Consider the following 26,273-nt stretch of genomic DNA (forward strand, 5'->3'; position numbering starts at 1 on the left):
AAGCGCCAATGTCTCACTGGCCGCCTTGGATGCGGCTCCAAAAGGCTGCTTCCCCAGTAGGTTAGGTTTTGTCTATTTCATTTGCTGATCGGAGAGGTCGCTTGGCGACGAGAAATTCTGATGAGCTGATGTCGGTTGGCGTTGATAACTGCAAATAAGTCTTTCATTTGATTGGGTTCGGCAAGGGGGGCGGTCTTGTTACGCAGGAAGATCAAGCGGCTGCCGCTGGTGGCAACGTTCCGGAAATTGCCACTCTGCATTGTCGGCTTGGAAGCCTGCCTGAGCACACATTTTGTGCGCCGGACTTTGAGCGGGATGGGGTTTTTGCCCCGGATCATTCCAGCGATATATGTGAATCCGTTCAATAAGGCGAACAGAACGGCGACAACGACGCCGAGGTAATTACGGAAGCCGCCCGGCGTTCCAACCTGAAGGCGTCGACTATGGCTTGCTGCAGCATATCCTCCATATTGGCTCGCTCAGACATACCCTGCCTCTCTGAGCTGAACCGCATCGATACCGGGAGGCTCAGGCATTTCTGACAATGCTGCCGCCCGGGCTTCTTTGAGGAGGCAGGTTTCTTCTACCTGGGGAGATGCAGGATCACTTTCCGCGAAATGCGCGGCCTTGACGCTACCAAAGTCGTGAACATTCTCGAGCGTGAGAAGCGAGAGCAGGGCAGATGCGGCGCGTACCGGGCGCGCAGTGCGAGGCCTGTCACAGCACTGCCCCGGCTCTGGCGCCGGTATGGCCGCCTGCACACCAGCTTTCGCGGCCATTGACAAAGACCAGGTCGATACCTTCCGCAGGGCGGGTGGGGTGCGTGTAATCGTTGCCTTCACGGATGGAGGCGGCATCAAAGACCACTAGGTCCGCATACATACCTTTGGCGATGCGGCCCCGATCCTGTAGCCCAAAGCGGTCGGCGGGCATCGAGGTCATGCGTTTGATGCCAGTTTCAAGGTCAAAGACCCCTGTGTCGCGGACATAATGCCCAAGAACCCGCGGGAAGGTGCCCCAGACACGTGGGTGCGGATGGCTGCCACGGGCGATCCCATCTGAACAGATGATCGTATGCTCATAAGCAAGGATGCGGCGCACATCGGTCTCATCCATGATGAAAAATATGCCAGTGGCCGGCAGCAGGCGTTCCATCGCACTGTCGATATCGGTGCCCCATTCCGCCGCGATGTCAGACAGATCGCGACCTGCCATTTCGGGGTAGGGGACGGATTCAGCGACGATCACCCGGCTGGCCTGTCTGTGGCGGCCCGAATTCAGCATCGTGGAAGACGCCGTCCAGGGCGTCGTATCCAGCCCGACGTCCTGCAGTTTTCGCGCTTGGTCAATCATCGCAAGCGTCGTTTCGCTCAGCCCGTGATTGGCAAGGCCCGCGCATTTGTGATGGCTGACATGAACACCACAGCAGGCATCACGGCCGATCTGAAAGGTTTCTTCGAGCGCTTCAATGACTTGATCGCCCTCATCACGCATATGGGTGACGTAAAGTCGGCCATGTGCCTGCGCGACCCGCGCCATTTCTATCAGCTCTTGGGTGGTCGCGGCACGGGCGGGCGGATAGAACGGCCCGGTCGACAGTCCGATCCCGCCCTCCGACAGGGCGCGGTCAAGCGCGCGAACCATGGCGGCGGTCTCGGCCCGGTCGGCGGGGCGGTCGAGGTCAGCCACTTCGTTGATCCTTAGCGTGCCATGCCCGATCAGGCAGGCGCTGTTCACCGCAGGCGGATCCGCCCGCAGCCGGTCGCGATAGGCGGCATAACTGGCAAAACGCGGCATGTCATCCGACAGGACCATGCCCAAGGGCTGCGGTAAGGGGCCGGTCGCGGTCAGCGGCGCGATGGAAAAGCCGCAATTGCCGTTGATGATCGTGGTCACTCCCTGGCTCAGCATGCAGTCCATGCCGGGATCTGTCAGCACCACCTCGTCGTGATGCACATGCGGGTCGATGAAGCCCGGCGCTACAATGCGCCCCGTGCAGTCGATTACTCGGCCTGCGGTCCAGCGCGACAGATCGCCAGTCGCCACGATCCGGTCATCGGTCACGGCGAGGTCGACAGACTGGCGCGGGGCACCGGTCCCGTCGATGATGTTACCACCGCGGAATAGGATATCAGCATGCATGGATTTGGGCCTTTCGTAAGTGGAAAGCTGGGGTTGTTCAGGATCGGTCTTCGGAACCATCCACAGAAGATGGCTCTGTGGATGGTTCTGTCATCGGCTCAGCCCAGCGGGCGATCAGATGGATCAGGATCAACACGATGGTGATTGGCACCGCAATCGCGACCCAGAGCGTGGAAAAATCAAGCGCATCAGCGGTGCTGCGGCTGTGCCGGGTCAGAAATCCGCGCGCGAAATTGCCCCCCGGACCAAAGAAGGAATGCCACAGGATGGGCAGCAGGAATACCAGCACCAGCAGTGATTGCACCGCCCCCGCAGCCATGGCACGCCAGGAGGATCCCGACGTGCCCTGAAACAACGCCGGGTCAAAGCGACGCTTGAAAGAGAGCGTCGCGCCGATCAACCCGGCCCAGATCATTGCATAGCGCGCCAGTTCCTCGGTCCAGGATGGCGGCTGCGAAAAAGCATATCGTGCGACGACCTGAAGCATGACCGCGCCAACCAGCACCGCCAGGGCCGTCACCCCGATCACCGCCGCCAGCTGGTCGAGCCTGTCGCTAATCCTGCGGGCAAAATTGCCGATGCGTCGCACGATAGCCATCCTCAGTTCCGAACCTGATCCAGCGCGTCAGTAAAGAGCTTCAGATGCGCTTCGCTCATGATGTCGGCCCATGTGGGGCCTGTGGCCGCAACCATCTTGTCGCGTTCGCCCGGTTCCAGTTCGGTCAGGGTGACGCCCGCCTCTTGATGCTTTTGGCGCACCTCTTTGCTCCACTGTGCGATCCATGCGCGGTTGGCCTTGAAACCAGCCTCGACAGCGGCGTCGATCTGGGCGCGTTCTGCCTCGCTTAGACCGGCATACCAATCTTCAGAGAGCAGCACCGTACGGGTAGAAGGAGAGATATTGGCCTGGGTGAAATGCACCAGGAATTCGGTGTGACCGGTCCGAATGGCCGAATTGGGCGGGTTGAAATATCCGTCAGCCACGCCGGTCTGAATCGCATTGGCGACCTCGGACCAGGCGACAATGGTGCCGGTGGCGCCAAGCGCCTCTTGATAGGCGAGCTGTTCGGCATTGAGCGCGCGGAAACGCAGCCCTTCCAGGTCCGACATCTTGGTAATCGGTTTCTTGGCATTGTGCATGCCGATGCTGGTGCCGATGTAGTTGAAGCCCGCCAGCCGCACACCGTTTTCCAGCAGCGGCACGTTCATTTCCGCGAGCAGATTGGTTTCTGCCATGATGGTGTCGAACTCATCATTGTCTTCGAACATGAAGGGCAGCAGAACGCCCTTCATCAGGGGGCTCATCCCAAAGGCGGTGGATGCGGTGGCGAGGTTGACCTCTATCAGCCCCTGCGCGACCTGGTCAAAGCGTTCATCCTCACTGCCCAGCGTGCCCGAGGGAAAGACCGTGGTCTCCAGCTCAGTGCCTTCCAGAGCGGCACTAAAACCTGCAGCCCAGGCCGCTTCGGCATTTGTTTCAGGGTCATTTGCGCCATTAATGGCGATCTTGATCTCAGCCGCGGCCGGTAGGGCCATGGCCAGGGCCAGGGCCGCCGTTGCGGTTCCGATGCGGAATGCTTTCATTGTGTTTCTCCTCTGTTGAGTTTTATTGGACAAGTCCCAGCGCACGCGGCAGGGCGAGCGAGATTTCAGGGACGAAGGTCAGCACGCCCAGCAGCGCGATTTCGGCAAAAAAGAACGGCAGTGTCGCACGGATCAGGCGCCAGTAGTTGATGTTCACCGTGGTTGCCAGGATCAGCAGCACGCCCCCCAGTGGCGGCGACAGCAGCCCGGTGGTGATGTTGAAGCAAATCACGATACCCAGATGTACCGGGTCGATCCCCATCGCCAGCGCCACCGGCACAAAGATCGGTGCAAAGAGCGCCACGGCCGCCTTCACATCCATCGCCATCCCGGCGATCAGAAAGACCACATTGATCAGCATCAGATATTGCAACGGGCCAAGACCCCAGCCCTCGATCGTCATGGCGATCGCCTGCGGCCACTGTTCCAGCGCCGCAATGTAGCTGAAGGTGGAAATGGCGCACAAGATAATGAACAGCGCCCCCAGCAGCACCGCCGAACGCAGGGCACTGTCCCAGACATCCTGTAGCGAGAGTCTGCGGTAGGCCACGCCAATCCCCAGCGCCGCGATCACGGCAACGGCTGCGGCCTCTGCCGGTGTCATAAAGCCAAACAGGGTGCCGCCAAGGATGATGACTGGTAGCGCCATGGCCGGCAGCGCCCGGAAGAAAGAGGGCAAGATCGCTGGCAGGTCGGACTCTGCGCCGCCCGGGTGATCATGGCGCCATGCAAAATAGGCATTCATCCCCATCAGGACCGCAGCCAGCAACAGCCCTGGCAGAATACCGGCAGCAAAGAGCGCCGTAACCGAGGTCTGCATCAGCGCCCCGTAGAAGATCAGGATGGAAGAGGGCGGGATGATCGGCCCGATGATCGAAGAGGCCCCGGTGATGGCGGCAGCATAGTCCAGCGGATAGCCACGGCGCTGCATCTCCGGCACCAGAGAATTCCCCAGCGCCGCCGCATCTGACACCGCCGAACCGGACACGCCTGCAAAGAAAACACTGGTCATCACATTTACATGCCCCAGCCCGCCCTTCAGCCTCCCAAGGAACGACATGCAAAAATCAATCAGCGCCGAGGCAAGACCTCCGCGATTCATCAGGTCACCAGCAAAGATGAAGAGCGGCATCGCCAGAAAGGCAAAGACATCCAACTGGCTGAACAGTCGCTGCGGCAGCACCGCCATGTAACGGATATTGTCGCTCAGAATGAAGGTGGTGATCGAGGCCGCGCCGATCACATAGGCAATTGCCGCCCCTGAAAGGACACCGCCAAGCACAAGCCCCAAGATTACCACTGCTTGCAAGGGAGGCTCCGATCTTGTGCAAATGAAGGTCTGACTGAAGGTTTCATGGCGCCATTTTCTCTGCAAATTCAGCGGCAGGAAATAGAAAATATTTTGCTATGGTATAGCTTATTACTATATGCTGGCCAAAACCGCAGAGGAAAAGCCATGCGAGGCATCACACTTCAACGGCTGCAGGTGTTTTGTGCCGTCTACGAGCGCAGTTCCATCTCTGCGGCGGCACGCATGTTGGGATTGTCCCAGCCGACGGTCAGCCGCCATCTTCGCGATTTCGAAGCAGCCGCCAATCTGACGCTTTTCCTACTCGAAAAGGGCCGCGTCTGGCCCACCGCAGAGGCCGATGCACTATATAGCGAAAGCCGCTTTCTGCAGGATGGCATCGGCCGGATGGAAAGCCGGGTGGAAAGTCTGCGCCAAGGCACCGGATCTAAACTGGCAGTCATGACGGTGGGGATGCTGATGCCGCAAATCCTGCCACCGGCGATCTCTGATCTGGTTGGGCAAATGCCGGGCCTGCGTCTTTCGGTGGATGTTGCAACCGCCAGTCGGCAACTGGAAGCCCTGCGATCGGGGCTGATAGATATCGGCATCATGGCTGGACATGTGGCCACCGATGCGGAAGCCATTGTGCCGCTTGGCAGCGGTCGGCTGGTGGCCCTTATGCCCCGCTCACAGGCCCCGGCGGATGGCTGTGTCGCGCTGGAGGATGTGGCACGGATGCAAACCGTCGACAGTACTGCCCGCGGGCCGATCGGTCGCATTCTGGATGCAGCGGTGCGCGAGCGTGGTATTGCCTTTGAAGGCGCTATCATGTGCAATTCTCTTATCGCGGTACCGCCCCTGGCACAGGCTCTCCAGCGCGCTGCGGTTCTGGATGAATTCACCGCGCAAGCAAACCCCTTGCCGGGTATGGCGACCTGTCGGTTGGAACCCAAGATCGAATTCCCCATCCTTGCTGCTTCCCTCTCGCCAAGTGGCAGCCGTCTGGCGTTGGACAATCTGGTCGACCTCATGCGGTTGGCGCTTTCAACCCGTGCCACAGATTGATCTCCCGACCAGCCCTGCGATCTGTGGGGGGGGCGCAATCAGGGGGCAGAATCGCGCGGAAACATGCGCAGGAATACGAGGCGTTTCTCGCACAGAGCCCGACTCTGTTGCGTAAATCGGCTGACAGCCGAGCCTCCTCTATTCCCGGACAGACTTATTCTACGACCTCGGTGACGGATGCCCACGCCAAGAACTTCAGCGTCTTCCTGAGCCCCGGCGGCAGCTATCGCATGACCCCGCTTATGACATCGTGACAGAGTTGGGTGCACTGGACGCCCGCCAAATCGAAGGCAAACAGATGAAGATGGCGATGTCGGTCGGAAACAGCCGGCATTATCGCTTCGATCAGGTTCACGGGCGGCATTTTGTGCAAACGGCCCTGCGCGCCGGTTTCTCGAAAAGCGCACCACGGGCATCATTGAAGAGATCGCAGCAAGAGCGCCCAAGGCCCTTGATGGTGCCGCCAACGCCCTGCCCAAAACCTTCCCGCAAGCCATCGTCGATACCGTTAGTGAAACGATCATGGCGCGGCTGGGTGACGTCAGGTTGCCTGACAAGGTGTGATGTTCAAGGCATTGAAAATATTATATTAATTACACGGATCGGGATTCTTGAAATGATGGGGGAACGATGACTGATTTTGAAGCCGATCCCGACTGCAAAGTGAAGCATCCTGAACCGCACTGGTTTTGCAAAAGGCTCCAACTCCAACCCGTTTATCGCCCGCGCATGTGTCCTTCCAATTCTCCAAGATTTGCATCTGCAGCGACAAGCGACCTGGTGGATCGCACCAAGGCTGCGGTTAAATCAGGTGAATAGCCGGTTTGAGCCGTTCAAAGCATTTGGTCGTCAGGACGGGAAGCCTGAAGGTTTTTCGACGTGGACCGCGGCGCAACGTTGGCGGTCATGGGGTTTCGGCCGGGTTGACAAACCTTGGAAGCCCCAAGCGGTCACCGGGGCTGTTTTACCTTTTGGAATGCTGAATGATTTGCGAATCTGTCCGCAAAGAAAGGAGGATTTATGAGACTAAGCCTTGAGGGGGTATTGAGAAATTCTTGCCCACCTGCGCCTGGGTGGGCCGGATCCAGACGAAAAACCTCACGAGCTGAGCCTACAGCGTCAGGCATCGAAAAAAACGGGATAGAAACGTATAAAGTTGTGCTGCCAAGATCAGGGCGGATTCGCAGGCAGATCCGCCAGATGTTCGCTCTAAAATCACAAACCGGTTCAATGAACCTTTTTGGCAAATCGGCGGCTTCAGCTAAGTCACTGAAGAATATGGTAGGCCCGGCAGGATTTGAACCCGCAACCAAAGCGTTATGAGCGCTCTGCTCTAACCGTTGAGCTACAGGCCCGCTGCGACGTGGTTAGAAAATGCTTGCCAGAAGGTCAAGCCATGATTGCAGCAGGCGGGTGACGACGGGCAATTGACGCAACACGCAGGGCTTCCATCCGATCGAGAAGGCTGGAAATCACGACCTCATGGCGTTTGTCATAGCTGTGGCGTGACGGGTAAACAGCATAGATTTCTTTATGCTGTGGTTGATAGTGCGGCAGGATCTCCTCAAAACGGCCATCCCAAAGGGCCTCTTCCAGGAACAGGCGCGGGGCGCGGGCATAGCCGGTATGGTTGGTGACGGCGCGGATGATCAGATCAGGATCATCGGCGGTAAAGCCGACATGGACCGGTGCCTGATATTCCACCCCATCAAGGGTGAGCGAGACAAAACCGCCAGTCTGGTCCTCGTGGTGCTGGATGAATTTTAGCCGCTTCAGCTCTTCGGGGACCTTGGGGCGGCCAATCTGATCTAGGTAGGTTGAGGTGGCAAAAAGCACGGTCTCCATCTGGGCAATTTTGCGCGCCGCGCCGTCGTTGTCGCCCAGCGTGCCAGAGCGAATGGCCAGATCCACGTTTTCGCGCACAACATCCACCAGCCGGTCTTCCAGTTTCATCACGATATCCAGGTCAGGATAGGCTTGGTTTACCTCCAGCAGCACCGGCCCCAGGATGATGCGGCCAAAAAACGTACTGGTGCTGATGCGAAAGGTGCCGGAAATACTGTCTGTCAGGGCGCTCAGCTCGGCGGACATTCGGTTATAGCCGGACAGCAGCCCCTGCGCCTGGGTGTAAACCAATTGGCCAGGGCGTGTCGGCTTGACCCCGGTGGAAGAGCGGTGCAGCAGTTCATGGCCCAACAGCCCCTCAAGCTGTTTGATTTGCAGGCTCATCGCAGGCTGGCTGATGCCGCGCCGCTGTGCTGCCCGGTTCAGGCTGCCTTCATCCAGGGCAATGACAAAGCTTTCCAGCAATCCAAGGCGATCCATTCCTGTTATAATTCCTGCTTATAAGGGCGATAGGCGATTTAGGCCTACATTGGCCCGTTTGAGCAAACTAAATCGGGTATGAGGCCAAGACTTGGTCTGAATCATATTGGAGAACCTTATGACGATCAATCGTAGAACCCTACTGGGTGCTCTTACCGCAGCGCCTGCTGCTGCCTTGATTTCTGGTCGCGCGCTGGCTCAGGATACCGCTCAGGCCACAGATCAGGCTGCGGCGCCAACAACAGGTTTGCCCCCGGTTTTGCACCAGTTTTCCATTGGGGATGCCCGTGTGACCGTGTTGCTGGATGGGCATTTGCCACTGGGAACGCAGCTTTTTGCCAACTTTGATGCGGATAAGGCAAATGCGGTTCTGGCCAAGGGCTTGCACCAGATGACCCCTACGGGGCTGCAGATCCCGGTACAGGGCTACCTGGTGGAGCGGGGCAGTGAAAAAATCCTGATAGATGCCGGTACAGCTGACCTGATGGGGCCAAATTTGGGAGCGATGCGCGCCGGATTGGCAGCCATGGGGGTGACGCCCAGCGAAATTTCGACGGTTTTGCTGACCCATATGCATCCGGACCATTCCGGTGGGCTGGTTGCGGGCGATGGCACGGCGGTGTTTGCAAATGCAGAGCTGGTGGTGTCGCAGGTGGAATGGGACTTTTGGCATGATGACGCGATCATGGCCTCTGTTCCCGAAGGTAGTCGCGGGTTCTTTCAGATGGCGCGGGGCACGGTTGCACCCTATGCGGATCGGTTGCGGCTGATTTCGGGCGAAGCCGCTGTGCTTGCAGGGTTCACCGCGCTGCCGCTGCCGGGGCATACGCCTGGCCATACAGGGTATATGCTGGACAGCGGTGGTGAGCAGCTGTTGTTCTGGGGGGACATCATCCACAGCACCGCGCTGCAATTTGCCTATCCCGACTGGACCATCGCCTTTGACACCGATCCGCAGCTGACGGCGGCGACTCGCCACAAAATGCTGGATCGTGCCGCCACCGATGGGCTTTTGCTGACCGGGAGCCATATCGACTTCCCGGGGCTTGGCCGGGTGCTACGCCAAACGGAAGGTTATGCGTATCAACCGGCGCCATGGCAATTTGGCCTCTGAAATAACTGCTGATTTGGCCCCTCCACCGTGCGACAGGTCGCGCACGGTGGATTCCCTTGTTTCTTTCCGGTGAGCCTTGCGATAAAGGCTGCGCAACCAGTTTTAAGGAGCCAAGAGATGACCAGCGGCAAGAACGGTTTGACCTATGCGGATGCAGGTGTGGATATTGACGCGGGCAATGCCCTGGTGGATCGCATCAAGCCCGCCGCCAAGCGGACCAATCGCTCCGGCGTGATGAGCGGCCTTGGCGGCTTTGGCGCGCTTTTTGACCTCAAGGATGCAGGCTATAGCGATCCCATCCTGGTGGGTGCCACCGATGGGGTTGGCACCAAGCTGCGTATCGCAATCGACACCGGTGTTGTGGACGGTGTGGGCATTGATCTGGTCGCCATGTGTGTCAACGATCTGGTCTGCCAGGGGGCTGAGCCGTTGTTCTTCCTTGATTATTTTGCCACCGGCAAACTGGAAACAGAAACGGCTGCCCGGATCATCGAAGGCATCGCCGAGGGCTGCGTGCGCTCTGGCTGCGCGCTGATTGGGGGTGAAACCGCAGAGATGCCCGGCATGTACCCCAAGGGTGATTTTGATCTTGCCGGTTTTGCCGTTGGCGCGATGGAGCGTGGCACCGCCCTGCCTGCGGGCGTGGTCGAGGGCGATGTGCTTTTGGGGCTGGCCTCGGATGGGGTGCATTCCAATGGCTATTCCTTGGTGCGCAAGATTGTTGAACTTTCTGGCCTGGGTTGGGACGCGGATTCGCCCTTCAGCACGGGCACCCTGGGCGAGGCGCTGCTGACGCCAACCCGTCTCTATGTAAAGCAAAGCCTTGCAGCGGTGCAGGCCGGAGGCGTGCATGCGCTGGCCCATATTACCGGTGGTGGCCTGACCGAAAACCTGCCGCGGGTGCTGCCTGACGATCTGGGGGCCGATATCGACCTGAATGCTTGGGACCTGCCCAGCGTGTTCAAGTGGATGGCCGATGTTGGCGGCATTTCTGAGACCGAGATGCTGAAAACCTTTAACTGCGGCATTGGCATGATCCTGTCTGTTTCAGCCGATCACGCTGATGATCTGATTGCCGTGCTCGAAGGCGAAGGCGAAACTGTCAGCCGTCTGGGCACAGTCACAGCCGGGGAAGGCATGCGCTACACGGGCAAGCTGCTGTGAGCGATAGGAAGAAGGTTGCAATTTTGGTCTCGGGCGGGGGCTCCAATATGGTGGCCCTGGTCGAGAGCATGCAGGGTGACCATCCGGCCCGCCCCTGTCTGGTTCTGTCAAACGACGCCGAGGCAGGCGGGCTGAAAAAGGCGGCAGCGGCCGGGATTGCCACTGCCGCTGTGGATCACCGCCCCTTTAAGGGGGATCGCGCCGCATTTGAGGCAGAGCTGGTCAAACCCATTCTGGACGCCGGGGCCGATATCGTTTGTCTGGCCGGGTTCATGCGGGTTCTGACCGCAGGGTTCGTGGGGCATTTTCAGGGGCGGATGTTGAACATTCACCCCTCTTTGCTGCCGAAATACAAAGGGTTGCACACCCATGCACGGGCGTTGGAGGCTGGCGACAGCGAACATGGCTGCACCGTGCATGAGGTCACGCCCGCGCTGGATGATGGCCCGATCCTGGGCCAGGCGCGGGTGCCCGTTTTGGCAGGCGATACCGCCGATACGCTCGCCGCGCGCGTTCTGGTGCAGGAACATCGTCTCTACCCAGAAGTGCTGCGCCGCTTTGCTGCCGGGGATCGCAGCCCGGTGTATCTCCAGGGGTAGTCCGGGGCTGATCTGGCGGTTTGCATTGCAGGCGGCAAAGGCGTATCACCGTATTCACCCTCGTTTAGATTACCAGAAAAGTCGTTACATATGAAAACTCTGACCACCACCGACGCGCTGCAGGCTTTTTGCAAAGAGGCTGCGAACCACCCCTACGTGACGGTCGATACCGAGTTTCTGCGCGAACGCACTTATTATTCCAAACTCTGCCTCATCCAGCTGGCTTTTTCCGGTGATGGAGAGAACGACGCGGTTCTGGTGGATCCGCTGGCCGAAGGCCTGTCACTTGAGCCGCTGTATGATCTGTTTCGTGATGAAACTGTGGTCAAAGTGTTCCATGCCGCCCGTCAGGACCTGGAAATCTTCTGGGTTGATGCGGCAGTCTTTCCCAAACCCCTGTTTGACACCCAGGTCGCCGCGATGGTCTGCGGCTTTGGCGATCAGGTCGGGTATGAAACCCTGGTGCGCAAGATCGTCAAGGAAGGCATCGACAAGAGCTCTCGCTTTACCGACTGGTCGCGCCGCCCGCTGAGCGATGCGCAAAAGACCTATGCGCTGGCCGATGTGACGCATCTGCGCCGGGTCTATGAATTCCTGGCCGCCGATCTGGGGCGCAGTGGCCGGTCCCACTGGGTTTCGGAAGAGCTGCAGGTTCTGACGGACCCGGCCACCTATGAAATCCAGCCGCAAGAGGCATGGCGCCGGGTGAAGACCCGGACGACTTCTGGCAAATTCATGGCGGTGGTCCGGGAATTGGCCGCCTTTCGCGAAGACTATGCCCAGACCAACAATGTGCCGCGCAACCGGGTGTTCAAGGATGACGCTCTGGTAGAACTGGCCTCGACCAAGCCACGCACCACAGCGGATCTTGGTGGTTCTCGCCTCTTGTTGCGCGAGGCGCGCAAAGGCGCGATTTCCGAAGGCATCCTTCAGGCGGTGGCAAAGGGCATTGAATGCCCGCCGGAACAGCATCCCAAAGTGGATCGCAGCCGCGAGAAAATGCAGGTGAACCCGGCCTTGGCCGACCTGTTGCGGGTGCTGCTAAAGGCCAAGACTGAATCTGCCGGGGTGGCCGCCAAGCTGATTGCCCCCAGCGCGGATCTGGATGCGATTGCATCCGGGCAGCGTGACGTTGCCGCCCTGACGGGCTGGCGCAAGGAAGTCTTTGGCGAGGATGCGCTACGCCTGTGCAATGGTGAAATTGCGCTGTCAGCCAAGGGGCAATCGGTTAAGGTTGTTCCCCTCTAGGCCAAGCACTGGAGCATGTTGCCCCACAAAGCTGGCCAAGAGTTGGCCGGTAGGGTGGGGCAGGCCCCCAAAGCTTGATTATCCAGGTATTTTTTCTGGAATGAATTAAGGCGCCGCTGGGAAAACCAGATGGCGCCTTTTGTCCCTTGCGGGACTATTCGTTCTGGGCGGGTCGCCGTGGCGCGCGGGTTAGCGGCGGCGGGTTTCGCGGGCGTTTTCCGCGCCGCTGACACGGATGGTCCGAATGCCGCGCAGATCCTGTTCTGACAGGGTAACAGCCGCGCGCAGGGTGCGACTATGTTCGTTGCCTGTTGGGGTGCCGGCCTCGGGGTAGACAACGTTGAAGGTATATTCCAGCGTGTCGGCGGCGGTATCCGGTACGCGCTTCAATGCCAGATCATAGCCGCCCTGGCGCGCCGCAATAGCGGTGGCATAGATGATGGCGCCGTTTGGCGTAGGCTCTACCCGCAGTTCGCTAATCTGCCTGGCCGGCAGGCTTATGTCTTCTTCTTCGGGCCGATCAAAGATACCCAGGCCGGTTTTTTCGGGGATCAGCGGGTTCACATCGCCTGATGCTGCGGTTGCAACGGGGGTGGATTTTGATTTTCCGAACCAATTGCCGGGGTTTATGCGTGAATCGCTCCAGCCGCCACAACCGGCCAGCAATAGGCTGCCCGCCATCAATAATGCCAAGGGTTTACGCATGTCGTCCCGCCCGTCTTTTAGGTCTGTTGATTGTGGTTACCCGATTGCGCGGCGCTTGAAAAGCTGTTGAAAACCTCTGGCAGGCGGCATAGGTGCTGGTCTGCTGAATTTCGTCACCAACAAAAGGGACGCCCGGTCATGGCCAGTGCCGCATTTGAAGAGATCGTCGAGGACTTTGAATTCCTGGAAGACTGGGAAGACCGGTATCGCCATGTGATCGAACAGGGCAAGGCGATGGAGCCCCTGGACGAGGCCTTGCGCGTGCCTGCAACCAAGGTGGATGGCTGTGCCAGCCAGGTCTGGATACATCCGGTGATTTCAGAGGGGCGCTTTCATTTTGACGGTGAAAGCGATGCGTTGATCGTGCGCGGCCTGATTGCAGTGCTGCGCTGCCTGTATAACGGCCTGACCCTGGATGAGGTTCTCACGGTTGACGCCCACGCAGAACTGGGGCGTTTGGGGCTGAACGAACATCTGTCGGCGCAGCGCTCCAACGGTGTGCGCGCCATGATCGAACGGATCCGCGAGACCGCAGCCGCCCACCGCTGAACTGGCCACTGCGGCAGATTGTGCGGGCAAAGGTGAACTTGAGCTATTGGTCCGGCGCTTTGTGGCGCGCCCGCAGGCTGGCGAGAAAGTCCCGCAAAAGTGGCACACGGCGTGGGCGAAAGCTCTCGCTGGTTCTTGCATATTGCTCGATGCGGGTAACGTGAAAAAAGCGAAAATCTGATCTCTTGCAGCACCAGGCAAGCAGCATGACGGCGTTATCGTGGTACGAGACGGCCAGAGGATAAATGCGTCTGTCCGTCTTGTGGTCTTGCAGATCTCTGTAGCTGATCTGCAGGGCTTCTTCCGCCCACATCGCCTCGCGCAAGAGGGTCATGTCGATTGTGGGCGCTATCGGAATGGTGAACCTGTGGGCCAGGTTGACGGCATGCATCGCCTGTCGCTGCTGGCGCTCTGGCAGGGTGGCCAGAATCTTGGTCAGGGCGTCGTCGGCGGCCTCTGACAGATCCGGGTCTCCGCGTTGCGCGACATCTGCCAGGCCAAGCGTCAGTGCCTCTATTTCGATTTGTGTAAAGGTCTGGGGCGGCAGGGCCGGGTCCTCGGTCATGGTATAGCCCAGACCGGCTTCGCCCTCTATCCGGGCGCCCGCGGCACGCAGGCTGTCGATATCGCGGTAGATCGTGCGTTCTGAAACCTCCATGGCTGCCGCCAGCCGCGCGGCGGTGACCGGCGGGCGCAACCCCCGGATCAGATGCAGCAAACGAAAGAGACGATCAGTTTTGGCCATGGGGTGGTTTCGCAGATACATCCTGACAATAATTGGCAGGAGGGTAGCGCCATAAGGATCTAATCTTCAACAGTAGAACCTGAAAGGTCTTATAGATGCCAACGCTTTATCATTCGCCGCACAGCCGATCTTCGCGCGTTATTGCGCAATTGATGCAACTGGGAAAACTTGATGCAGTTGAGGTGGTTGTCGTTGAGGTCGTCAGGAATGACGGCACGGGCCGACATGATGCCCAAAACCCGCATCCCGAAGGCAAAGTGCCTTTTCTGGTGACGGACGCGGGCACATCCGTACGTGAGAGCGCCGCCATCATGATGTATTTGGATGAGCTGTTCGATTATCCGCTAAGCCCGCGCCCCGGACAGCCCGAGCGCGGCAGTTTCCTGTCCTGGATGGCCTATTATGGCGGCGTGGTGGAACCAGCCATGGTTGCGCATTTCACTGGCCTGGAGCATCCGGCCCTGGTTGGGACGTTTCGCACCCTGACAGAGGTTGGGGCCGAGCTAGAAAGAGCCTTGCAGGGCCAGGACTTCCTGCTTGGAGACAGCCTGTCGATTGCCGATATCCTGCTGGCCTCGGCCTTTCAGTGGGCGCCAAATCTGACACCAGATATTCCTGTGGTTCAGGCCTGGGTACAACGGGTGGCGGATGCGCTGGACGGTGATCGCCTGGCAGCTTTTGAAGCCGAGGCCGTGACAGGCCTGCAAGCGCTGAAACGCGCCTGATCCTGTCGGGCTGACCAGCACCGGCTGTAGAAAAGCAACTGACATGAAAGCCTGGGAGCGCCCCGAGTTCGGGGCGCGCCGATATCACCGTATGGGCCACAGGTCTGACAACAAGACCGCAGTGGGCTCAGACCAGCTCAAACCCGTCGTCTTCGGCAAGCTCGGGTTCAGTCGGGGGCTCCTCCGGGGGGGGGCTCCGAGACGGCCTTGATCGACCCAGCAGCGGTGGAGGTTGAGGTGGCGCGAATGCGAAAGACATCAATCTCGTCCAGACTGTCGATATCCAGCGAGACGGTGAGGGTGTCGCCGCTGGTCAAATAAGTGTCCTTGTCATCCCCTTCAGGCTCTCGCTGGTGCCGGATTGGTCGTCGTCACCAAAATAGATGGCGTTTACATCCATTGCACCTTCATCGACGGAGCTCTCGACACAGAGCCATGCCCATAAAATGACGCATTTCGCGGGAAAGTCGAAAACGATAAAGTTCAATGGAAACAGACTGTTTCCATTGGTTTGTTCAAGGGGTTTTTGCAGGTCAAAATCCATACGCAACGTCAATATTTGCGATCAATGCTTTGAGGAAAAACGTTACTATGAAGCGGCGCCGGGGCGCGCAACCCGCGTGGTATCGGCAGAGGGCTGGGGGCAATAGTGAGCGCAGGTGAGAATTGTTTCGCGGCTTACTCGGGGTCCGCTGTGGTGCTCCAGTCCAGCATGACCTCTTGCAGCTCTCCATAGCCGGTATGGCGGTGTTCAAATTCCAGCCCCATGCGGGCAGCGCAGTCGCGGGCTTTTTCAATCAGCGCCGGATCGTTCAGCTGCGATTGATATACCAGCTTTGTGTAATTGCCAAAAATCATATCGCGCAGTTCCGGGTTTTTATCCAACCCCATGGGCCGCCAGATAAAGGCGTCAAACTGTTTGACCAGAAAATCCGTCAGGTAAAAGGCGGTGATTTCACCTGCGTCGGCCCGTTTGGCAAAGGCCTCATTGCCTTCAAAGAAGGAATAGCAATGCGGGCCGGGCACCATCTCTACACCCAGCTCGGTGCATTTTTGAGCCAGTTCACCGCCGGTGCCGCAATCGGCATAGACCACGCAGATCTGGTCATAGCTGGAACGGTGCTTTTCCACCGCGCCTTCAACCGCTTGGGTAATCTGATCGGGGTACAGATGCAGTTTCGCAGGCAGGCAGGTGAGGTCGATATGATCCAACCCGTTGATCTCTTTGATGGCAAGGATCTCGCGCGCCAGGGCGCCACAGGCGATCAGCAGGATACGGCCTGTCTTTTTCCCAGGTGCGGCCAGCCCCTGTTCGGTGAGGGAAGATTCCTCTAGCGTGCGCCCGGTTGGTGGGCGAAATGCGGCCCGCTCATTCAAGCGGGCTGCACGTCCTTTTCGGGCCATTTCAGGCGCTCATCTGGTTGTGCTTGCGCGCAACAAAGTCCTTGGCCATTTCCACCGCTACGGCCGCATCACGGCAGTAGCCATCTGCGCCAATCGCTTTGCCGAACTCCTCGTTCAGAGGTGCGCCGCCAACCAATACGACATAGTCGTCGCGCTTGCCCTGTTCGACCATCGTGTCGATTACCACCTTCATGTAGGGCATGGTGGTGGTGAGCAGGGCAGACATGCCAAGGATGTCCGGCTTATGCTCTTCCAGCGCTTCAAGGTAGTTTTCAACCGGGTTGTTGATCCCCAGGTCGACCACCTCGAAACCGGCGCCTTCCATCATCATCGACACAAGGTTCTTGCCGATGTCATGAATGTCGCCCTTGACGGTGCCAATCACCATTGATCCCATGCGAGGCGCGCCGGTTGCGGCCAGCAGTGGTTTCAAGATGGCCATGCCGCCCTTCATGGCGTTTGCCGCCAGCAGAACCTCTGGCACAAACAAGATGCCATCCCGGAAATCGGCGCCGACAATTGTCATACCGCCAACCAGCGCTTCGGTCAGCACCTTGTAGGGCTCCCAGTCGCGCGACAGAAGGATGTTCACGCCTTCTTCGATCTCTTCCTTCATACCGTCGTAGAGATCGTCAAACATCTGTTGGACAAGCTCTTCGTCGTCCAGTTCCGCCAGGATGATATCTTCTTCTTCTGACATGCGCCTATTCCTTGAGTGGCCGGGGAGTCCCCTGCGTGGCATCGTTATGCCGATTATTGGGCTACTTTGTCGCGTCTAGACTGCGTGAATTGCGACATTGCCGTTGTCCAGACCGACCTATAGGCGCAAAATATGCAGATTGATAATGAAGAATTCGCAAGCAAATCTTCGATTTCCCGATTTTGTTCTTCATTTGTTCCGATATCACTGCCACTATGGCCCGATGGAACAGATGATTCACAATGCAAGGCCGCGTCGCAAAGGGCGTGCCAGTCTTACGAATGCGGCAGGCCGCTACGATCTGGCCCGCGAGGCGATAGACGATGGCTGGATGCAGGACCCGCCGGCCGAGGTGATTCCCACCCAAATCCGCCTGGAACAGGCGCGCAGTGTGATCTCCTATAACCGCTCGCCGGACCTGCCTTTTGATCGCTCGGTCAATGCCTATCGGGGATGCGAACATGGTTGCATCTATTGTTTTGCCCGTCCCAGCCATGCTTATCTTGGACTGTCGCCGGGCTTGGATTTTGAAACGCAGCTGATCGCCAGGCCCAATGTGGCGGCAGTGCTGCGCCAGGAACTGTCGAAGGCGCGCTACCGGGTGGCGACGCTGGCCATGGGTACCAATACCGACCCCTATCAACCCTGCGAACGTGACCACGGGCTGACACGGGCCTGCCTGGAGGTGCTGCAGCAGTTCAATCATCCGGTAGCCATCGTCACCAAGGGTGTCTTGGTCGAGCGGGATCTTGATATCCTTGCGGATATGGCAACGCGCGGCCTGGTGCGGGTTGGTATCTCGGTAACGACGCTGGATCCGGATCTGTCGCGCCGGATGGAGCCGCGGGCGCCAACTCCGGCGCGCAGGCTTGCAGTGATCCATCGGTTGGCCAGCGCCGGGGTGCCGGTGCGTATAATGACGTCGCCGGTGGTGCCGGGGCTGACGGATCACGAACTGGAGGCGCTGTTGGCGGCAGGGGCTGAGGCGGGGGCGGATGCGGCCAGCTGGATCATGCTGCGGCTACCACGTGAGGTCTCGACGCTTTGGCAAGAATGGCTGGCCGAACACGCGCCGGGGCGGGCGGAAAAGGTCATGGCACGGCTGCGCGAAATGCATGGCGGGCGCGATTATGATCCGCGCTGGGGGCAGCGCATGCGGGGAGAGGGCGAATATGCCGCCATGATCGGGCGCCGGTTTAATGCCGCTTGCAAGCGACTTCACCTCAACACAGGCAGCACGCCGCTGCGTTGCGATCTGTTTGGCCGCCCGGCCCAGCCTGGCGACCAGATGGCATTGTTTTAGGCGGCGCAGAAGCAGGGCCTGGTCCGGATGTGAAACGCGGGGACCCTAACATAAAAAGGCAGCGCATTGGCGCTGCCTCATGGATGTGTGCAGGGGGTGGATCTGCCGGTGTGTCAGCTGCGGCGGCGTCCACGGCGGGTACGGCTTGGGGTGGCCTCTTCGCCGGTGCCATCGCTGGCAGATGAAAACGGGCCCAGGGCTTCGACAATCTGTTCCAGGCTCGGGCGATCTCCACGCGGGCGGGTGTCCAGGGCTTCGCGCATATGGCGCAGGTGTTCTGGCATGGTGCCACAGCAGCCGCCGATGATCTTGGCACCGGCATCGCGTGCCATCACGGCATAGTCGCTCATCAGTGCGGGCGTGCCGTCATAGTGGATATGGCCTTCGACATATTTCGGAATCCCGGCATTGCCTTTGGAGATGATCGGCCGTTCGGTGCCCTGCGCGGCAAAGCCCAGAACGGTACGCAGAATATCTGACGATCCGGTGCCGCAGTTGGCCCCAAAGGCCAGCGGTGGGTTGGGCAGATCCTCGACCAGCTGCGCCAGATCGGCCGAGGTGACCCCCATCATGGTACGCCCGGCGGTATCAAAGCTCATGGTGCCGCACCAGGGCATATCCGCCAGGGCAAAGGCCTCTGCGGCGGCGCGGAATTCTTCGGGGGCGGAAATTGTCTCAAGCCAGAGCACATCAACACCGCCCTCTTTCAGGGCCTCGGCCTGTTCGTGAAACATTTCCACCGCCAACTCATGGCTTAGCTCTCCCACAGGGATCATTATCTCGCCAGTTGGCCCGACGGATCCCGCAACCGCAATCTTGCGGTTGGAACGATCGGCGACCTCGCGGCCCAGTTCTGCCGCGGCGCGGTTCAATTCGCGCACACGCCGCTGGGCATCATGCAGTTTCAGACGTGCAGCTGTGCCGCCAAAGCTGTTGGTCAAGAACAGATCGCTGCCGGCATCCACGGCCCCCTGATACAGAGCCATGATCTTTTTGGGCTCATCCGTATTCCACAGCTCTGGTGCATCGCCGGATTGCAGGCCCATGTTAAAGAGGTTGGTGCCCGTGGCGCCATCGGCCAGCAAGGCGTCTTTTTCCGCAAGGAACTTGGCAAAGAATGTGGTCATAGGGGTATGTCCTGTCAAAGAGGGGACGTTAGAACGCCGGGTTTCGGGCCGCAAAGCGCAAAGGGTGTGGTACTGTCTGCTCTGTCATGGGCGCAAATAGAGGGCAATTGCTTTTTGCTCAACTTGATTATGAGGCGCGCATCTCTTCGGATTTTCGCGCTGTAAACCAGCCTGTTGTGGCGGTCTCCGATTCAGGTCTGTCGCTGGGGGCTCCGGGCAGGGCCATTGTAGGGCTGATTGTGGGGCTGAAAGTCCGCCGCGCGGCAGCAGGTAAAACGGTCGGAAGCACTGCGCCGGGGCGGTGAATCAGACGCAGCATTTCCAATCCGGCCAGAACCATCGCCCACCAGTTGGGGCAGGCCATATAGCGCGGTTGCCATTGTGGGGCAAAACAGGCCTTGAAGCGGCGCAGGCCGGGGTCCATCCGGGTGGCAAACCGGTGATCCGGCACCGCAGCGAGCGAGAGCCGTGCGATGCCTTCTTGCTTGGCACCGGCGATGGCGGCGCGCAGCAGGGCGTGGCCTGTGCCATCCGGCGCCTTTGGGCAGAGTCGGATCAGATCAAGGCACCACTCTGTTTCACAACAATGCAGGCTGACAAAGCCGATGAGGTGCCCCTTTTGCCAGGCCAGATAGACCTGCTGTGCAGCCAGGTAGTTGGCTTCGAACCGCCCCATGGTCGTACCGCGCGCCCCCCGATGACGGAGCTGCCAGGCCTTGTCCAGGGCGGCCATCTGCGCCAGTGGCATCTGTGCCGGGGCAGGGGTCACGGTGATGCCTGATTTTTCTGCGTGGCGCAGCTTGCGACGCAACTGGCGATGGCTGGATCCTTCCTCGTTAAAGGACTGCGGGCACAGGACTGCTTCGGCGGCGATGCGCAGAACCGCCCAACCGGCCTGACGGGCGGCCAGTGCATTCCGGGTAGAGCATTTGTAAAGGCAAGCAATTGCGTTGCGCTGACGGGCATAGCGGCGCAGCGGCTTTAAGGTTTCGCTGATGTTGCCGTTCAGCGGGTCAAACAGCGCGACAGAGATCTGCGGGCTGTCCAGCAGGGCCAGCTGGTTAAAGCCAAAGGCCTGCACATGGCCGCCATTCTGGTGAATGATGCCGACTTCGGCGCAGCTGCGCTGGTGCGGCAGCAGGCTTGCGGGGCTGTGCCGGGCGCCCAACAGATCGGGATCAATCGGCGGTGCGCGCATGGTTGTTAGTCGGTGCGGCATTCCCATCATGACACAGGCCAGCGCTGCGGGCAGGGCGTAGTAAATCAGGCGAAAGGCCAGAAGTGCCGCTAACAGCCCGGTGCTGTCGTGCCCTGGCAACAGGGTGAAAATCGTCAACTCCAGCGGGCCGGTGCCACCGGGAGCCGAGGATATGATCGCAGCCCCCAGCGCCATGGCATAGACAACAAAAAGGGTGCTCCAGCTGATATCAAGCCCCTGCGGCAACAGAACCCAAAGAGCGCTGCCCGCAGCCATCACATCGACCAGCGCCCAGGTGCACAGGGCCGCCATCGCGGTGATCGAGGGCCAGCGCAGCGTTATCGTGCCAAGGCGAAGGTTGGGCGCAAGAAAGCTGACAATCGCACCAACAAGGGAGGTCGCAACCAGCAGCAACCCAACCGGGGTGAACCAGGCAAAGACCGGAAACATCACCATCGCCAGCCCACAGATCATCGCCAGTGCTGCCATGAAGGTCAGCCCGACCAACCCGGTCAGCTGTGCCGCCTGCATCACGGTGAGCCCGGGCACCAGTCGCCAGCGCGCGTAGGCTCCGGTCAGCAGACCAAAGCCCACCAGCTGAGAAAAGGCGATCGCCGCCATACCGGCCTGGCGGGCCTCGGGGCCATCAAGCCCGGTTTGCAAGTGGCGATGGGCAACGGAATCATAGCGCCCCAGCGCCCAGAAACTGATACCGGTGGCGCCGCATGCCGCCAGCCATTGCCACAGATGCAGACCGCCCAGTAAACCGCCGATATCAGCCGCAGTGGGCAGTACAATGCGCGCGGACAAGACCCACAGACACAGGCCTGCCATGGCAAATGGCGTGGAAAGACGTAGCACATGAAGTGCCAGAGCAGCAGCGCCGGGAAGTTTAATGTCCTGCATCTTGATCTTTCTATCAGCCCGAAAAAGGGGAAGAGAGGGCAGGATAGGACCTTTTGGTTTTTGTCGCGTTAATCGCACCTATGGTGCAGCATCGCAGCAGCACCAGGGCTGCTGCCTTGCGTCCAGCTATGCGTTACACCTTGGCGAACGGTCCTCTCAGGACTGCGACAAAAGCTCTGTCATTTTGTCCTCGATGATTTCTGGTGTGATTGCTGATTTATGGCTGGCGGTCATATCGGCGGCAATCCTATTCAGCACATCGCGGTTGCCGTGGCTCTTTAGTCCAGCCGCGACAAGCGCATTGGCATAGTCCTGTGCCGCATCGCCATGGTGGCCCAATATTGCCGCCGCCCAAAGGCCAAGCTGTTTGTGGCAGCGGGCACGGGCCTGAAATAGCTGCTCTTCATCCTTGGCAAACTTGGCTTCAAATGCCTGTTCGCGTTCGTCAAATGTGGTCATGTCCTTTCCCTTTCACTGAAACAGATCTGCCCCTTTGAATATGGGGCGCGGTGGCGCCGGGGCAAGAAATGGGGCAGGTTTTGCCATGCCTGCGCCTCGCTCAAAGGTGGGGGCCAGGCGGCAAAAGACCCGCCAGGGGCGGTGGTTCTTGGCCTGACAAAGCTGCGCACCCAGAGCGAAACAGGATTTAATGGTGCGAAATGCGGCAAATCAGGACAATGGCCGCTGCCATGCGCCACGATACTTGCAGCAATTCCCCCCTTGCCCTATGAGAGCGGCAAGAAACCGGGCCGGGATTCCTGGCCTTTACCTCGAAAGGTTCCTCATGGCACGTCGCAAAAAGATCTACGAAGGCAAAGCCAAAACACTGTATGAAGGCCCCGAGCCTGGCACAATTGTGCAGTATTTCAAGGATGATGCCACGGCCTTCAACGCCGAAAAGAAGGACGTGATCGAAGGCAAGGGCGTGCTAAACAACCTGCTGAGCGAATATTTCATGAAGGGCCTGGGCCAGATTGGTGTGCCGACGCATTTCCTGAAACGGTTGAACATGCGCGAACAGCTGGTGCGCTCCTGCGAGATCATTCCGCTGGAAGTGATCGTGCGCAACTATGCGGCCGGGAGCATGTCGAAGCGGTTGGGCATTGATGAGGGCACGCAGCTGCCGCGGCCCATCGTGGAATATTGCTACAAGGACGATGCCCTGGGTGATCCTCTGGTGACCGAAGAGCACATCGCGGCCTTTGGCTGGGCCAGCCAGCAGGACATGGATGATATCCTGAGCCTGGCACTGCGGGTGAATGACTTTATGTCCGGGGTGATGCTGGCCGTGGGTATTCGTCTGGTGGATTTCAAAATCGAGATTGGCCGCGTCTATGACGGTGATTTCCAGCGCCTGGTGGTGGCCGATGAGATCAGCCCCGACAGCTGCCGCCTGTGGGATATCGAGACAGGCCAGAAGCTGGACAAAGACGTGTTCCGGCGCGATCTGGGCAGCCTGACGGATGCCTATAGCGAAGTGGCGCGTCGTCTGGGGGTAATGCCGAACAACCCGCCAGCCCCTAGCAAGCCAACGCTGGTGAACTGATCTGGTGAGGCAAATTTCCCCACTCCCGCCAATAGGTCGGGGGTGGGTTCTACTTTTCTGCAAAGGGCACGACCAGGGGTCGGCTCCCATCGAAGCTGAGGAATGACACGATGAAGGCACGGGTGCATGTAATGCTGAAGAACGGGGTTCTGGATCCGCAGGGCGAGGCAGTGCGTCACGCACTGGGCGCCATGGGGTTCGACAAGGTTGAAGGCGTGCGTCAGGGCAAGGTCATCGACCTGGATCTGGCCGCAGGCGCCACCGAGGCGGATGTGACCGAGATGTGCGAAAAGCTGCTCGCCAATACTGTGATTGAATCCTACAGCATCGAGATGAAGTGATGAAAGCAGCCGTTGTCGTATTTCCCGGATCCAACTGCGACCGCGATCTGGCAGTTGCCTTTGAACAGGCCGGTTTTGATGTCTCGATGGTCTGGCATAAGGACAGTGTCCTGCCTGAAGGTATTGATATCGTGGGGGTTCCTGGTGGGTTCTCTTATGGGGATTACCTGCGTTGTGGCGCCATCGCGGCCCAGTCGCCAATCTGTCAGGCGGTCGTCGAACATGCAAACCGTGGCGGCTATGCCATGGGCGTGTGCAACGGCTTCCAGATCCTCACTGAGACCGGCGTTTTGCCGGGGGCACTGCTGCGCAATGCCGGGCTTAAATACATTTGCCGCACGGTGGATCTGCAGGTCGCCACTGCGGATAGTGTCTTTACCCAGGGCTATGCCAAGGGCGATGTGATTGGCATTCCGATTGCGCATCACGATGGCAACTATTTTGCCGATGCCGATACTCTTGCGGCGCTGAAGGATCAGGACCGTATCGCCTTTACCTATGGCGACAACCCCAATGGGTCGGTTGACGACATCGCCGGCATTCTGTCGGAAAACCGGCGTGTGCTTGGTATGATGCCACATCCTGAACGCGCGGCGGACGACGGCCATGGCGGCACGGATGGAACGGCAGTGTTCCGCGCATTGGCCGGGATCCTCGCCCCTGCGTGACTTGAGCTCCTGCGGTGGCGGGAATAGGGTTTCCCTATGAATGCCCCGCAGACGCCAAAACGGATTATCCGCAAAGAAACCGGCTCGCGCACCATCCCCTGGGGCGCACGGCTGGCCTTGGTGCTGTTCATGGCTGTGGCTGCCGTCACCATCTGGGTGACTAACCAGCAATTGACCCACCGCTTTACCGAAAGTACCCGAAACCGGGGGGAACTGCGCCTGGCGCTATATTCTGGCAACTTGGTGAGCGAGCTGCGCCGCCATGCCATTGTCCCGCAGCTTTTGGCGCGGGATCAGACCCTGATCGCGGCATTGCAAAGTCGCGATTTTTCCCTGTCAACTCAGCGCTTGATGTCGTTCATTGATGAAATCGGCGCCAACTCCATCATGCTGCTGGCGAATGACGGGCGTACCGTGGCTGCGACCAATCGCAATCGATTGGGCCAAAACCATCGCAATGCCGCCTATTTTGTTGATGCGGCCCGCGCCAGATCAACGGTCTTTTCGGTGATCAAGCGCGAGGTGGGCGGCTATCGCTTCACCTATTCGCGTCGCGTCGTCGATACCTCGGGGTTGCTGGGCGTCATTGTCATCGAGGTGGACCTGCGCAAGTTTGAGCGCGCCTGGGCCGGGGTGTCGGATGCGGTCATGGTGACCGACAGCCAGGGCAATATCGTCCTGTCGACCGAGGCGCGTTGGCGCGGTCTGACCGAGAGCGAAGCAGTGGTCCTGCAAACCCCTGAAAGCGCAATCCAGCGTGCCATTCGGGCCACCGCAGACTGGAGCACCTTGCCACCGGATGCCTATTTGCAGGGCGAGGCGGTTATGCGGCTGGAGACGCGGGTGCCATTTCAGGGCTGGCGCTTGACCTCCTTCACCACCTTTGCCTCGATCCGTGAAAAGGTGAATGCGGTTCTGGCGCTTGAAATCATGGGATTCGCCATCCTGCTGGCGCTGGCCTTCTATGCGCTGAGCCGTAAAACCGCGATTAGGATGGCGCTGTTTCAGCGTGAGTCGGCGGAGCTTCGCGTATTGAATGCGCGTTTGCAGCGGGAAATCGCCGAACGTGAGCGAATGCAAAAGACCCTCGCGGTGGCTGAACAAAGCCTGGCGCAGAGCTCAAAACTTGCCGCCTTGGGCGAGATGTCCGCCGCTGTTAGTCATGAGTTGAACCAGCCGCTGGCGGCAATGAAAACCTATCTGGCGGGGGCGCGGCTCTTGCTGACCCGCAACCGCCCCGAAGAGGCGCTGGCTTCCTTTGGTCGCATTGATGACCTGATCGAACGCATGGGCGCCATTACCCGCCAGCTGAAATCCTATGCGCGCAAGGGCGGCGATGCCTTCAGCCCTGTAAACGTTGGCGATGCGCTGGCTTCAAGTCTGTCGATGATGGAGCCCCAACTGCGTCAGCGCCATGTTAAAATCACCCGGATCCTGCCGGATGATCCGGTTTTTGTCATGGCAGATCGGATGCGATTGGAACAGGTTATGGTCAACCTCTTGCGCAACGCCCTGGATGCCACCAAATCAGTAGAGGAACCGGAGGTCGAGATCCTCTTGGCGGCGGGCGAAACCGCCACCTTGACGGTGCGCGACAACGGGATGGGAATTGAAGATTTTGGCAGTCTGTTTGATCCGTTTTATACTACCAAGCAGGCTGGCGATGGGGTGGGCCTGGGGCTTGCCATCTCCTCTGGGATCGTGAACGACCTGGGTGGACGGCTTGCAGCCCGGAATGGGCAAAAAGGCGGTGCCGTGTTTGAAATGCAATTGCCGATCCTGGTGGACGGCATCGAAGCCGCTGAATAGTGGTTTGAAACGAGA

Annotated in this window: 27 protein-coding genes and 1 tRNA gene; 13 read left to right on the forward strand and 15 right to left on the reverse strand. The window is 59.3% G+C overall.

Annotation, left to right across the window (positions count from 1 at the left end; translation table 11 throughout):
- Positions 1 to 717 precede the first annotated feature (717 nt).
- The 4 genes from ACN0VH_RS00710 to ACN0VH_RS00725 are packed head-to-tail and all read right to left on the reverse strand — an operon-like array spanning position 718 to position 5,026.
- Entirely contained in the window at positions 718 to 2,142 is a 1,425-nt protein-coding gene (locus ACN0VH_RS00710; protein WP_278922461.1) for an N-acyl-D-amino-acid deacylase family protein, read from the reverse strand.
- A 37-nt stretch (positions 2,143 to 2,179) separates the two neighbouring features.
- Positions 2,180 to 2,740, reverse strand: coding sequence for a TRAP transporter small permease (locus ACN0VH_RS00715; RefSeq protein WP_278922460.1), 561 nt, complete (start codon positions 2,738 to 2,740; stop codon positions 2,180 to 2,182).
- Between the two features lie 2 nt (positions 2,741 to 2,742).
- Complete coding sequence (locus tag ACN0VH_RS00720; protein WP_417699136.1) at positions 2,743 to 3,726, reverse strand: TRAP transporter substrate-binding protein; 984 nt, start codon at positions 3,724 to 3,726, stop codon at positions 2,743 to 2,745.
- A 22-nt stretch (positions 3,727 to 3,748) separates the two neighbouring features.
- Positions 3,749 to 5,026, reverse strand: coding sequence for a TRAP transporter large permease (locus tag ACN0VH_RS00725; protein WP_417699965.1), 1,278 nt, complete (start codon positions 5,024 to 5,026; stop codon positions 3,749 to 3,751).
- A 156-nt stretch (positions 5,027 to 5,182) separates the two neighbouring features.
- Here ACN0VH_RS00725 and ACN0VH_RS00730 point away from each other — a divergent pair, with 156 nt between their 5' ends.
- Entirely contained in the window at positions 5,183 to 6,082 is a 900-nt protein-coding gene (locus tag ACN0VH_RS00730; protein ID WP_417699137.1) for a LysR family transcriptional regulator, read from the forward strand.
- A 630-nt stretch (positions 6,083 to 6,712) separates the two neighbouring features.
- Entirely contained in the window at positions 6,713 to 6,901 is a 189-nt protein-coding gene (locus tag ACN0VH_RS00735) for a hypothetical protein (protein WP_417699139.1), read from the forward strand.
- A gap of 460 nt (positions 6,902 to 7,361) precedes the next feature.
- On the opposite strand, the gene ACN0VH_RS00740 is transcribed toward ACN0VH_RS00735, so the two are convergent.
- Both ACN0VH_RS00740 and ACN0VH_RS00745 read right to left on the reverse strand, forming a co-directional pair.
- A tRNA-Ile gene (locus tag ACN0VH_RS00740) sits at positions 7,362 to 7,437 on the reverse strand.
- A 34-nt stretch (positions 7,438 to 7,471) separates the two neighbouring features.
- A complete protein-coding gene (locus ACN0VH_RS00745) occupies positions 7,472 to 8,407 on the reverse strand; it encodes a LysR family transcriptional regulator (protein WP_417699141.1) in 936 nt (311 codons plus the stop codon).
- A gap of 118 nt (positions 8,408 to 8,525) precedes the next feature.
- Here ACN0VH_RS00745 and ACN0VH_RS00750 point away from each other — a divergent pair, with 118 nt between their 5' ends.
- The 4 genes from ACN0VH_RS00750 to rnd all read left to right on the forward strand — a co-directional run bounded on the left by ACN0VH_RS00750 (position 8,526) and on the right by rnd (position 12,532).
- Complete coding sequence (locus tag ACN0VH_RS00750; RefSeq protein ID WP_417699142.1) at positions 8,526 to 9,521, forward strand: MBL fold metallo-hydrolase; 996 nt, start codon at positions 8,526 to 8,528, stop codon at positions 9,519 to 9,521.
- Positions 9,522 to 9,638: 117 nt separating this feature from the next.
- Positions 9,639 to 10,685: a phosphoribosylformylglycinamidine cyclo-ligase gene (gene purM, locus ACN0VH_RS00755; RefSeq protein WP_278922453.1), complete on the forward strand. Its 1,047-nt coding sequence runs from the start codon at positions 9,639 to 9,641 to the stop codon at positions 10,683 to 10,685.
- Entirely contained in the window at positions 10,682 to 11,284 is a 603-nt protein-coding gene (gene purN, locus ACN0VH_RS00760; protein WP_278922452.1) for a phosphoribosylglycinamide formyltransferase, read from the forward strand. The genes purM and purN overlap by 4 nt, the downstream gene beginning before the upstream one ends.
- A gap of 90 nt (positions 11,285 to 11,374) precedes the next feature.
- Complete coding sequence (rnd, locus tag ACN0VH_RS00765) at positions 11,375 to 12,532, forward strand: ribonuclease D (RefSeq protein ID WP_417699143.1); 1,158 nt, start codon at positions 11,375 to 11,377, stop codon at positions 12,530 to 12,532.
- A 189-nt stretch (positions 12,533 to 12,721) separates the two neighbouring features.
- On the opposite strand, the gene ACN0VH_RS00770 is transcribed toward rnd, so the two are convergent.
- Positions 12,722 to 13,237 carry a hypothetical protein gene (locus ACN0VH_RS00770; protein ID WP_417699144.1) on the reverse strand — a complete coding sequence of 172 codons (516 nt, stop codon included), beginning with the start codon at positions 13,235 to 13,237 and terminating at the stop codon, positions 12,722 to 12,724.
- A 138-nt stretch (positions 13,238 to 13,375) separates the two neighbouring features.
- Here ACN0VH_RS00770 and ACN0VH_RS00775 point away from each other — a divergent pair, with 138 nt between their 5' ends.
- On the forward strand, positions 13,376 to 13,786 hold the full coding sequence (locus ACN0VH_RS00775) for a SufE family protein (RefSeq protein ID WP_278922449.1): 411 nt from the start codon (positions 13,376 to 13,378) through the stop codon (positions 13,784 to 13,786).
- A gap of 43 nt (positions 13,787 to 13,829) precedes the next feature.
- On the opposite strand, the gene ACN0VH_RS00780 is transcribed toward ACN0VH_RS00775, so the two are convergent.
- Positions 13,830 to 14,531: a helix-turn-helix transcriptional regulator gene (locus ACN0VH_RS00780; RefSeq protein WP_278922448.1), complete on the reverse strand. Its 702-nt coding sequence runs from the start codon at positions 14,529 to 14,531 to the stop codon at positions 13,830 to 13,832.
- A gap of 95 nt (positions 14,532 to 14,626) precedes the next feature.
- Here ACN0VH_RS00780 and ACN0VH_RS00785 point away from each other — a divergent pair, with 95 nt between their 5' ends.
- Positions 14,627 to 15,256 carry a glutathione S-transferase family protein gene (locus ACN0VH_RS00785; RefSeq protein WP_417699145.1) on the forward strand — a complete coding sequence of 210 codons (630 nt, stop codon included), beginning with the start codon at positions 14,627 to 14,629 and terminating at the stop codon, positions 15,254 to 15,256.
- 167 nt (positions 15,257 to 15,423) lie between these two features.
- On the opposite strand, the gene ACN0VH_RS00790 is transcribed toward ACN0VH_RS00785, so the two are convergent.
- The 4 genes from ACN0VH_RS00790 to ACN0VH_RS00805 form a co-directional block, all read right to left on the reverse strand.
- Positions 15,424 to 15,573: a hypothetical protein gene (locus ACN0VH_RS00790; RefSeq protein ID WP_417699146.1), complete on the reverse strand. Its 150-nt coding sequence runs from the start codon at positions 15,571 to 15,573 to the stop codon at positions 15,424 to 15,426.
- Positions 15,570 to 15,800, reverse strand: a complete 231-nt coding sequence (locus tag ACN0VH_RS00795) for a hypothetical protein (protein WP_278922445.1) — start codon at positions 15,798 to 15,800, stop codon at positions 15,570 to 15,572. The genes ACN0VH_RS00790 and ACN0VH_RS00795 overlap by 4 nt, the downstream gene beginning before the upstream one ends.
- A 134-nt stretch (positions 15,801 to 15,934) precedes the next feature.
- Entirely contained in the window at positions 15,935 to 16,660 is a 726-nt protein-coding gene (locus ACN0VH_RS00800) for a DUF1638 domain-containing protein (RefSeq protein ID WP_417699147.1), read from the reverse strand.
- Between the two features lies 1 nt (position 16,661).
- Positions 16,662 to 17,360 (reverse strand): corrinoid protein, encoded by a 699-nt coding sequence (locus ACN0VH_RS00805; protein WP_278922443.1) that lies wholly within the window; start codon positions 17,358 to 17,360, stop codon positions 16,662 to 16,664.
- 223 nt (positions 17,361 to 17,583) lie between these two features.
- Here ACN0VH_RS00805 and ACN0VH_RS00810 point away from each other — a divergent pair, with 223 nt between their 5' ends.
- Positions 17,584 to 18,663, forward strand: coding sequence for a PA0069 family radical SAM protein (locus ACN0VH_RS00810; protein WP_417699967.1), 1,080 nt, complete (start codon positions 17,584 to 17,586; stop codon positions 18,661 to 18,663).
- Positions 18,664 to 18,776: 113 nt separating this feature from the next.
- Here ACN0VH_RS00810 and bmt read toward each other — a convergent pair whose 3' ends face one another.
- From bmt to ACN0VH_RS00825, 3 genes are all read right to left on the reverse strand, one after another.
- On the reverse strand, positions 18,777 to 19,790 hold the full coding sequence (gene bmt, locus ACN0VH_RS00815; protein ID WP_278922442.1) for a betaine--homocysteine S-methyltransferase: 1,014 nt from the start codon (positions 19,788 to 19,790) through the stop codon (positions 18,777 to 18,779).
- A gap of 127 nt (positions 19,791 to 19,917) precedes the next feature.
- Positions 19,918 to 21,894, reverse strand: a complete 1,977-nt coding sequence (locus ACN0VH_RS00820; protein ID WP_417699148.1) for a phosphatidylglycerol lysyltransferase domain-containing protein — start codon at positions 21,892 to 21,894, stop codon at positions 19,918 to 19,920.
- A gap of 156 nt (positions 21,895 to 22,050) precedes the next feature.
- Positions 22,051 to 22,353, reverse strand: a complete 303-nt coding sequence (locus ACN0VH_RS00825; protein WP_278922440.1) for a DUF1476 domain-containing protein — start codon at positions 22,351 to 22,353, stop codon at positions 22,051 to 22,053.
- A gap of 325 nt (positions 22,354 to 22,678) precedes the next feature.
- Between ACN0VH_RS00825 and purC the strand changes: the two genes are divergently transcribed.
- The 4 genes from purC to ACN0VH_RS00845 all read left to right on the forward strand — a co-directional run bounded on the left by purC (position 22,679) and on the right by ACN0VH_RS00845 (position 26,258).
- Entirely contained in the window at positions 22,679 to 23,440 is a 762-nt protein-coding gene (gene purC / locus ACN0VH_RS00830) for a phosphoribosylaminoimidazolesuccinocarboxamide synthase (RefSeq protein ID WP_027240575.1), read from the forward strand.
- 110 nt (positions 23,441 to 23,550) lie between these two features.
- Positions 23,551 to 23,781 (forward strand): phosphoribosylformylglycinamidine synthase subunit PurS, encoded by a 231-nt coding sequence (purS, locus tag ACN0VH_RS00835; protein WP_278922439.1) that lies wholly within the window; start codon positions 23,551 to 23,553, stop codon positions 23,779 to 23,781.
- Positions 23,781 to 24,449 carry a phosphoribosylformylglycinamidine synthase subunit PurQ gene (gene purQ, locus ACN0VH_RS00840; RefSeq protein ID WP_232400939.1) on the forward strand — a complete coding sequence of 223 codons (669 nt, stop codon included), beginning with the start codon at positions 23,781 to 23,783 and terminating at the stop codon, positions 24,447 to 24,449. Before purS ends, purQ begins: the two co-directional genes overlap by 1 nt.
- Before the next feature lie 36 nt (positions 24,450 to 24,485).
- The gene (locus ACN0VH_RS00845; RefSeq protein ID WP_278922438.1) at positions 24,486 to 26,258 is read left to right on the forward strand and encodes a sensor histidine kinase; all 1,773 of its coding nucleotides are present in this window, start codon (positions 24,486 to 24,488) and stop codon (positions 26,256 to 26,258) included.
- Positions 26,259 to 26,273 lie beyond the last annotated feature (15 nt).

The organism is Pseudophaeobacter sp., assembly GCF_048267565.1.
In the GTDB taxonomy this organism is placed as follows: domain Bacteria; phylum Pseudomonadota; class Alphaproteobacteria; order Rhodobacterales; family Rhodobacteraceae; genus Pseudophaeobacter; species Pseudophaeobacter profundi.

Excerpts from the sequence above, each read along its gene's own strand:
- ACN0VH_RS00780 (WP_278922448.1), bottom strand. The coding sequence starts at position 14,531 with ATGGCCAAAACTGATCGTCTCTTTCGTTTGCTGCATCTGATCCGGGGG.
- ACN0VH_RS00745 (WP_417699141.1), bottom strand. The coding sequence starts at position 8,407 with ATGGATCGCCTTGGATTGCTGGAAAGCTTTGTCATTGCCCTGGATGAA.
- ACN0VH_RS00805 (WP_278922443.1), bottom strand. The coding sequence starts at position 17,360 with ATGTCAGAAGAAGAAGATATCATCCTGGCGGAACTGGACGACGAAGAG.
- ACN0VH_RS00845 (WP_278922438.1), top strand. The coding sequence starts at position 24,486 with ATGAATGCCCCGCAGACGCCAAAACGGATTATCCGCAAAGAAACCGGC.
- ACN0VH_RS00825 (WP_278922440.1), bottom strand. The coding sequence starts at position 22,353 with ATGACCACATTTGACGAACGCGAACAGGCATTTGAAGCCAAGTTTGCC.
- ACN0VH_RS00810 (WP_417699967.1), top strand. The coding sequence starts at position 17,584 with ATGGAACAGATGATTCACAATGCAAGGCCGCGTCGCAAAGGGCGTGCC.
- ACN0VH_RS00795 (WP_278922445.1), bottom strand. The coding sequence starts at position 15,800 with ATGGATTTTGACCTGCAAAAACCCCTTGAACAAACCAATGGAAACAGT.
- ACN0VH_RS00750 (WP_417699142.1), top strand. The coding sequence starts at position 8,526 with ATGACGATCAATCGTAGAACCCTACTGGGTGCTCTTACCGCAGCGCCT.
- ACN0VH_RS00820 (WP_417699148.1), bottom strand. The coding sequence starts at position 21,894 with ATGCAGGACATTAAACTTCCCGGCGCTGCTGCTCTGGCACTTCATGTG.
- ACN0VH_RS00770 (WP_417699144.1), bottom strand. The coding sequence starts at position 13,237 with ATGCGTAAACCCTTGGCATTATTGATGGCGGGCAGCCTATTGCTGGCC.
- bmt (WP_278922442.1), bottom strand. The coding sequence starts at position 19,790 with ATGACCACATTCTTTGCCAAGTTCCTTGCGGAAAAAGACGCCTTGCTG.
- ACN0VH_RS00775 (WP_278922449.1), top strand. The coding sequence starts at position 13,376 with ATGGCCAGTGCCGCATTTGAAGAGATCGTCGAGGACTTTGAATTCCTG.
- ACN0VH_RS00720 (WP_417699136.1), bottom strand. The coding sequence starts at position 3,726 with ATGAAAGCATTCCGCATCGGAACCGCAACGGCGGCCCTGGCCCTGGCC.
- purC (WP_027240575.1), top strand. The coding sequence starts at position 22,679 with ATGGCACGTCGCAAAAAGATCTACGAAGGCAAAGCCAAAACACTGTAT.
- ACN0VH_RS00800 (WP_417699147.1), bottom strand. The coding sequence starts at position 16,660 with ATGGCCCGAAAAGGACGTGCAGCCCGCTTGAATGAGCGGGCCGCATTT.
- ACN0VH_RS00730 (WP_417699137.1), top strand. The coding sequence starts at position 5,183 with ATGCGAGGCATCACACTTCAACGGCTGCAGGTGTTTTGTGCCGTCTAC.
- purM (WP_278922453.1), top strand. The coding sequence starts at position 9,639 with ATGACCAGCGGCAAGAACGGTTTGACCTATGCGGATGCAGGTGTGGAT.
- ACN0VH_RS00785 (WP_417699145.1), top strand. The coding sequence starts at position 14,627 with ATGCCAACGCTTTATCATTCGCCGCACAGCCGATCTTCGCGCGTTATT.
- purQ (WP_232400939.1), top strand. The coding sequence starts at position 23,781 with ATGAAAGCAGCCGTTGTCGTATTTCCCGGATCCAACTGCGACCGCGAT.
- ACN0VH_RS00735 (WP_417699139.1), top strand. The coding sequence starts at position 6,713 with ATGACTGATTTTGAAGCCGATCCCGACTGCAAAGTGAAGCATCCTGAA.
- ACN0VH_RS00710 (WP_278922461.1), bottom strand. The coding sequence starts at position 2,142 with ATGCATGCTGATATCCTATTCCGCGGTGGTAACATCATCGACGGGACC.
- ACN0VH_RS00715 (WP_278922460.1), bottom strand. The coding sequence starts at position 2,740 with ATGGCTATCGTGCGACGCATCGGCAATTTTGCCCGCAGGATTAGCGAC.
- purS (WP_278922439.1), top strand. The coding sequence starts at position 23,551 with ATGAAGGCACGGGTGCATGTAATGCTGAAGAACGGGGTTCTGGATCCG.
- rnd (WP_417699143.1), top strand. The coding sequence starts at position 11,375 with ATGAAAACTCTGACCACCACCGACGCGCTGCAGGCTTTTTGCAAAGAG.